This is a genomic window from Corallococcus sp. CA054B (assembly GCF_003611625.1).
In the GTDB taxonomy this organism is placed as follows: domain Bacteria; phylum Myxococcota; class Myxococcia; order Myxococcales; family Myxococcaceae; genus Corallococcus; species Corallococcus coralloides.
In genome coordinates this window covers 37,310-44,167 of sequence record NZ_RAVY01000063.1, presented here as the reverse complement: position 1 = coordinate 44,167, position 6,858 = coordinate 37,310, and the positions used below count along the sequence as shown (strand labels likewise).

Sequence of the window (6,858 nt, the reverse complement as noted above, 5' to 3'; positions counted from 1 at the left end):
GTGGTGGCCTGGGGCGGCTCGGGGGTGGGCTCCGCCGTCTTGCAGGCGGCGCCAAGGACACAGGAGGCGGCGAAGAGGGCCAGTCGCTTCAATGCGTTCTCCAGCACGGACAAGGGGTGAGAATCCGGCGCGCATCAACCCCTGATGCGCGGGGGCATTCCAGCTTCAACTCATGCGCGTGTGACAGGGCCGCCGCCCGCTGTCCACCATCTGAAGCAATGGCGTGGCCTCCGGAAACGACGGCGCCCCACGAAACGCCCCTTCCGTGAAGAAGGGACGCTCCGGGGGCGCGCGCAGGACTCCGGGTGAAGCACTCGAGGAGCGTCAGTCCTCCTTGCCGAGGATGCCGTCCTTGAGGCCGCCGTCCACGGGGTCCTTGCCCAGCCACACGGAGAAGAGCGCGTCCGCGAAGTCCTTGCCCTCCACGTCGATGGACTGGCCGCCCGTCACCTGCACGGTGGTGCCCTTGCCCGGCACGTAGGTGAGGTTGAGCTCCTGGCCCTCCTTCACCTCCGCGGGGATGGCGGCCTTGAAGGCGTCCAGGCGCGCCTGGAGCTTGGGCATGTTCGCGCCCGCGCTCTTCTTGAAGCCGTTCTCGATGGCCTCGGTGATCTGATCCTTCTTGAGGTCGCGCTTCATGAACATGCGCACGCGCTTCACCTCGTCCGCGTTGAGCAGCGCGGTGGCGTCCTGCGTGGGGTTCTCCACGTAGAGGCCCAGCGTGTAGACCTTGAAGATGGCCTTCTTGCGCAGGCCCACGCCGTTGAGCTTCAGCTCCTTGCCGGCCACGGTGGCGGTGTCCGGGTACTTCACACCCGCGATGTCCTTGGCCATGGCGGGCGCGGCGAGGGTCAGCGACAGCAGCACGGCGGTCAGCGTCTTCTTCATGGGAAAAACCTCCGGGTGGGTTTCCTGCGCGATGTTGGACGCAAACCTACCCATGCGTCTTCACGAAAGGATCCGCGAAGGACGTCCGCGCTTTGACGTGCTGCGGCGAAGCGCCCGGAAGGCGACGTTTCCCCGCGTGGCAACTCCGGGGTCTCCAATCAAAGACAGACGCCATTCGAGACATTGTTTCAGCCGTCCCAACAGGTAGACGGGCCGGGCCGGATTAGTGGCTCATTTCCGCCTCCGCTTTTCAACAAGCCACTGAATTTACTCGACTTTCAACTCCGCCACGCCCTCCGCGAGATCGGCTCGAAGGCACGAAACAATAATTCGCGTTTTATCGACAAACATTTCAAACACTGGCTTCGGAGTTTGAAATGACCATCCGCTCTCTCCTCTCTTCCCGTTCCTCCCGTTCCATTCCCGTGGCGAACCCCGCGCCGGGCTCGGCTGTCCGGGCTCCTGTCGCCCATCGCGCGCCAGATGGCTTCGAGCCTCGCCGGCCCGTCGTTCCGCAGGCGCCCCGTCCTTCCGTGGAGGACCTGCGCGAGGCCGTGCTGCGTTCGAAGCTCAAGGACGCAGCAGGCGCGCTTCGCGACGGCAAGAAGGAGGACCTCGGCGACGCTCTCCGGCAGGCCGTGCTGCGCGAACGTCTGCGCGACGTGGGCGAGGCCCTGCGCGGGGCCTTTGCCCCTCCGGCTCCGGCCACGACGACCTACACCATCCAGCCGGGCGACACCGTGGGCGACATCGCCTGGAACCTGATGCAGCAGGGCGTGCCGGGGCCGGTGGAGGCCATCGCGAACCAGATCGTCCAGCTCAACGGCCTCAGCAACCCGGACCTGATCATCGCGGGCGAAACGCTCCAGCTTCCCGCCGCTCCGGGCTCCGCCCCAGGCACACCTGGCGCTTCCCCCGGGACGCCCTCGGGCATGCCAGGGACGGGTGGGCCCAGCGCTCCGGGAAACCCCAGCGGCCCGGCGCGGCCGGGTGAGCGCTACCCCGTTCCGTTCATCAAGCAGATGTCGTCGCAGGGCACCGAGGACGACTGGAACCAGCAGTCCAACTGCGGCCCCACCACGATGGCGATGATCCTCAAGGGCTACGGCATCGGCACGGAGATGTCCGACGGAGCGTTCATCAACCAGCTGGGCCAGGGCGTGGGCATCACGTCCGCGGGCGTGGGCTACTCGGACATCCAGCGGATGGCCGCGAACAACGGCCTCACGTCAGAGGTCAACCCGGGCACGGACGTGGGCTGGATTGAACAGCAGCTCGCGTCCGGCAACCTGGTGGCCGTCAACGGCGAGAGCAACGTCATGTTGCAGAACGAGTCTCCGCCGTTCACCTCCGGCAGCTTCAGCGGCGGACACTGGATCGCCGTCACGGGCATGACGGCCGAGGGCAACTTCATCGTGCATGATCCGTCCAGCACCGTGACGGAGCTGACGCCCGCGGAGCTCCAGCGCTTCCTCGGGGAACACCAGTACGGCGGTTACTCCGTCGCCATCCATCCGCCGGCCGGCGTGGCCCCCACCGACGCACCGGGGCAGGCGCTGGAGTCCGTGCGGCTGGCGCCGGGGGCCATGTCGCTCGCGGAGTCCGGCTTCGCGGGCCAGGGCGAGTTCCTGATGCGCATGGCGCAGAAGTACGACGTGCCCATCGACCTGGCGCTCGCGATGCTGTGGAAGGAGTCGCAGTGGGGGACCGCGGGCGCGTCCGTGGGGGCCAACAACCCGGGCAACCTCAAGTTCGTGGGCCAGGAGGGCGCCCATGAGGCCTTCACGTCCCCGGGCGCGTCCGGCAGCTTCGCGGGCTGGCCCACGCTGGAGCAGGGCATCGAGGCGTACTTCAAGCTGTTGGGGACGCACTATCGAGCCGAGCTGGACAGCGGCGACTGGACGGCGCTCGTCAACCGCTACGCGCCGCCTTCGGAGAACGACTCCGGCCTGTATGTCCAGCAAGTGAACAGCTACGCGGCCGAGGTGCGGCGCCAGCTCGGAATCGGGTAGGCCCCTTCCGGTTAGACTCCCCTGCCCCATGGAGCCGTCCGCCCCCGCCGACGCCGTCTACCTCCGGGCCCGCGCCGCGTGGCCCGGGGTGGAACTCTCGCGCGAGGACTTCCTCGCCCACCTCGCCGCGCGAACGACGGCCGCCGGTGGGGCGCCGCTTCCACACGCGGAGGACCTGTTCCTGGCGTGCGCCTGCGCACGGGGACTGCCGACCGCGCTCGCCCACTTCGAGCGCCAGCACGTTCCCGCCGCGCGTCAGGCCCTGGGCCGCCGGGGCATCGCGCCGGACGTGGTGGACGAGGCGCTGCAACGGCTGCGGGAGCGGCTGCTGCTGCACCGGCCGGACGGGCCTCCGCGCATGGCGGAGTACGACGGCCGTGGACCGCTGGAGGCGTGGGTGCGCACCGTCGCCCTGCGCCTGGCGATGACCGAGCTGCGCGAGCGCGCCGCGCGTCCGGCGGAGGCGCTGCTTCCCACGCTGCTGCCCGCGGGGGACGCGTCCTTCGCCGCGCTCAAGCACCGCCACCACGCGGACATCGAGGCGGCCATCGCCGCGGCGCTCGCATCGCTGGAGCCCCGCCAGCGCACCATCCTCCGGCTGCACCTGGTGGAGAACGTGGGCGTGGAGGACATTGGCCGCGTCCACGGAGTGAGCCGCGCCACCATGACGCGCTGGCTGAAGGACGCGCGCGACACGCTCGCGGAACGGACCCACGCCGAGCTGCGCCACCGGCTGGACGTCGACGAACCGGAACTGCACAGCCTGGCCCTGTCGCTCCTCAGCGGCCTGGACCTGAGCGTGCGTCACCTTCTGCGCTGAGCCCGCCATGACCTGCCCTGACGAAAACACCCTCCTGGCGTACTGCGCGCGCTCGCTCGGCGCCGCGGAGGCGCGCGCGGTGGAGACGCACCTGGACGCGTGCTCCACGTGCCTCGCGCTGGTGGCGGAGGCGGCACGGGGCAGCGACCCGTCCACCCTGCTGGACGTGAAGAGCCCGGAGCGTCCCGACACGGGCCGCCTCCACGTTCCGGACGCCGAGCTCCAGCGCGGCACCGTGCTGGGCCGCTATGTCGTCATCGACCGGGTGGGCTCCGGCGGCATGGGCGTGGTGCTCAGCGCGTATGATCCGCAGCTGGACCGCAAGGTGGCGCTCAAGCTGGTGCGCTCGCTCCAGGGCGACGGCGCGCGGGAGCTGGAGCAGCGGCTCCTGCGTGAGGCGCAGGCGGTGGCGCGGCTGTCCCATCCCCACGTCATCACCGTCTTCGACGTGGGCACGGTGGACGGCCGGCTCTTCATGGCCATGGAGTTCATTGAAGGCCGCACGCTGCGCCAGTGGCTGAAGGAGCAGCCACGCACGTGGCGCGAGGTGCTCGCCGCGTTCCGGCAGGCGGGCCAGGGCCTTGCGGCGGCGCACGCGGCGCAGCTCATCCACCGCGACTTCAAGCCGGACAACGTGCTGGTGGACGCACGGGATCGCGTGCGGGTGACGGACTTCGGGCTCGCGCGGCTGCCGGAGGGTTCCCCGGCCCTGCCCCCGGAGTCGCTGCCGGAGGGCGTGACGCCCACTCCCGGCCCGGTGGACCTCACCCGCACGGGCTCCATCATGGGCACGCCCGCGTACATGCCGCCCGAGCAGTGGAAGGGCGAGCCCGGCGACGCGCGAGGCGACCAGTTCAGCTTCTGCGTCGCGCTGTACGAAGCGCTCTTCGGCATCCGCCCCTTCGCGAAGGGGCAGCCTCCGGACTTCAGCCGCCTCCAGCCTCCATCGAAGGAGACCGGCGTGCCCTCGTGGGTGCGCCGCGCGGTGGTGCGCGGGTTGAGCGTGTCGCCCGCGGACCGCCATCCATCCATGGACTCGCTGCTGGAGGCACTGTCGAGGACCCCGACCCACAAGTACACCTGGTGGGCGCTGGGCTCCGGTGCACTCGCGGTGGTGGGAGCGCTCCTGCTCGTGTCGAAGGGCGCGTCAGAGCCTTGCGACGGCGCTCCCGCGCGCATGGCGGCCGTCTGGAGCAAGGCCCGGGGCGAGAGCGTGAAGCGGGCCCTGGCGGCCACGCACAGTCCGCTGGCCGCGGAGGCCGCGGACGCGGTGGTGCGCAACCTGGAGGACTACGCGCGGAGCTGGGAGGAGGGCTACGTCTGGACCTGCCAGTCCACGCGCGTGCGGCAGGAGCAACCTGAGTCCGTGCTGGCGCTGCGCATGGCGTGCCTGGATTCGCGGCTGCAATCGCTGGGCGTGTTCGCGGACGTGCTGGAGCACGCGGACGCGCCGCTCGTGGCGAAGGCGGCCGAGGCCTCGCAGAAGCTGCCGCGCGTGTCGGACTGCGCGCGCGTGGAGTCGCTCCTCGCCGTGGTGCCGCCGCCGGAGGGCCCCGGCGTAACAGCGAAGCTCGCGGACGCACGCGCGAAGCTCGCCCGCGCGCAGGTGCTGCTGGAGACGGGACGCTATGCCCAGGGGTTGGGAGATGCGCAGGCCGTGCTCACGGTGGCGCGCGAGCTGGCGTACCGGCCGCTGGAGGCGGAGGCCCTTCATGCCATGGGCTGGTTCGAGCTTCGGCTGGCGCACTACGCGGAGGCGGAGCAGCGCTGGACCGAGAGCATGCGCGCCGCGCTCGCCGGCCGGCACGACCTGCTCGCGGCCCGCTCGGAGACGGACCTCGTGTTCGTGACGGGCTACGAGCTGGAGCGCGCGGACCGGGGCCTGGAGCACGCGGCGCAGGCGCGAGCGCTGCTGGAGCGCACCGGCCCCGCGGAGGAGGTGGAGGCCCAGATTGAACACAACCTGGGCGCGGTGGCCTTCGGCGAAGGGCTGCTGCCCCAGGCACGCGAGCACTTCGAGCGAGCCGCCGCGATCCGCGAGCGCGTCCTGGGCGCGGATCATCCCGACACCGCGAAGAGCCTCACCAACGTCGCGCGGATCCGGCTGCGCCAGGACGCGCCCGGCGAGGCCCTGGCGCTCTACCAGCGCGTGCTCGACATCCAGCGCAAGCGGCTGGGCGCGCGCCATCCCGCGGTCGCGGACACGCTGGTGCTGATGGGTGAAGTGCGCCAGCACCTGGAGGGACCGGCGGCGGTCGTGCCGCTCTACACCGAGGCCCTGGAGATCCGCGGCGCCATGCTCGGGGACACGCACCTGGACACGGTGCGGCTGCACAACCAGCTGGGCCTCGTCCACGAAGCCATGGGCACCTTCACGCTCGCGCGCCAGGAACATGAGCGTGCGCTCGCGCTGAGCGTCCAGGCCTTCGGCGAGGAGCATGTCGAGTACGCCCTGTCACTCGAGTACCTCGCCCGGTTGGAGGAGGCGCAGGGCACGCTGCCGGAGGCCCTGACGCGCTACGCGAAGGTCCTGGCCCTCCAGGAGCGGCTGTCCGGCCCCCGGAGCAACGCCACCCTGCGCGTGCGCGAGGAGCGGGCCCGGGCGCTGCGCAAGGCCGGCCAGGCGCGGGAGGCCGCGGCGGAGCTGGAGCAGGTGCTCGCCGCCAGGACGGCCACGGATGGCACCGGCCACGCCATGCTCGTGTCAGGGCTGACGGAGCTGGGCCGGACCTGGCTGGACCTGAAGGAGCCCCGGAAGGCCCGCGCCGTCATCGAGCGCGCCCTGGACATCATCCGTCCCCTGGGCTGGAGCGCGGTGCGCACCGCCGAGCTCCAGTTCGAGCTCGCTCGCGCGCGGTGGGACGCGGGCGAGGACCGGACGCAGGCCCTCACGCTCGCGGATCAGGCACTGATCACCTTTCAACAAGCCGGCCCGACGTGGCGCACGCAGGCTGAAAACGTCCAGCGTTGGCAGCAGGCCCGGCGCCCTTCACCCGCTGCCGCAACTCGCTGATCCGTCCCTGGATAATGAGAAGACCTTCCCCTCTGGAGTGGCCATGAGCTTCCTCTCCCGTCTCACGCCCTTTCCCCCGCGCCCGCCCGCTCCCAAGCCCCCGGTTGGCGTCGGTGTCCGGGCGC

The 6,858-nt window shown here is 70.9% G+C and carries 4 protein-coding genes; 3 read left to right on the top strand and 1 reads right to left on the bottom strand.

What is annotated here, in order from left to right; all coding sequences use genetic code 11:
* Window positions 1-324: 324 nt before the first annotated feature.
* A complete protein-coding gene (locus D7V80_RS17555; protein WP_120589260.1) occupies window positions 325-888 on the bottom strand; it encodes a chalcone isomerase family protein in 564 nt (187 codons plus the stop codon).
* Window positions 889-1,265: 377 nt separating this feature from the next.
* Here D7V80_RS17555 and D7V80_RS17550 point away from each other — a divergent pair, with 377 nt between their 5' ends.
* The 3 genes from D7V80_RS17550 to D7V80_RS17540 are packed head-to-tail and all read left to right on the top strand — an operon-like array spanning window position 1,266 to window position 6,733.
* Window positions 1,266-2,900, top strand: a complete 1,635-nt coding sequence (locus D7V80_RS17550) for a C39 family peptidase (protein ID WP_120589259.1) — start codon at window positions 1,266-1,268, stop codon at window positions 2,898-2,900.
* 28 nt (window positions 2,901-2,928) lie between these two features.
* Window positions 2,929-3,720, top strand: a complete 792-nt coding sequence (locus tag D7V80_RS17545; RefSeq protein ID WP_120589258.1) for a sigma-70 family RNA polymerase sigma factor — start codon at window positions 2,929-2,931, stop codon at window positions 3,718-3,720.
* 7 nt (window positions 3,721-3,727) lie between these two features.
* On the top strand, window positions 3,728-6,733 hold the full coding sequence (locus D7V80_RS17540; RefSeq protein ID WP_120589257.1) for a tetratricopeptide repeat protein: 3,006 nt from the start codon (window positions 3,728-3,730) through the stop codon (window positions 6,731-6,733).
* Window positions 6,734-6,858 lie beyond the last annotated feature (125 nt).

Coding starts and splice junctions, on each gene's coding strand:
- D7V80_RS17550 (WP_120589259.1), top strand. CDS start 1,266: ATGACCATCCGCTCTCTCCTCTCTTCCCGTTCCTCCCGTTCCATTCCC.
- D7V80_RS17555 (WP_120589260.1), bottom strand. CDS start 888: ATGAAGAAGACGCTGACCGCCGTGCTGCTGTCGCTGACCCTCGCCGCG.
- D7V80_RS17540 (WP_120589257.1), top strand. CDS start 3,728: ATGACCTGCCCTGACGAAAACACCCTCCTGGCGTACTGCGCGCGCTCG.
- D7V80_RS17545 (WP_120589258.1), top strand. CDS start 2,929: ATGGAGCCGTCCGCCCCCGCCGACGCCGTCTACCTCCGGGCCCGCGCC.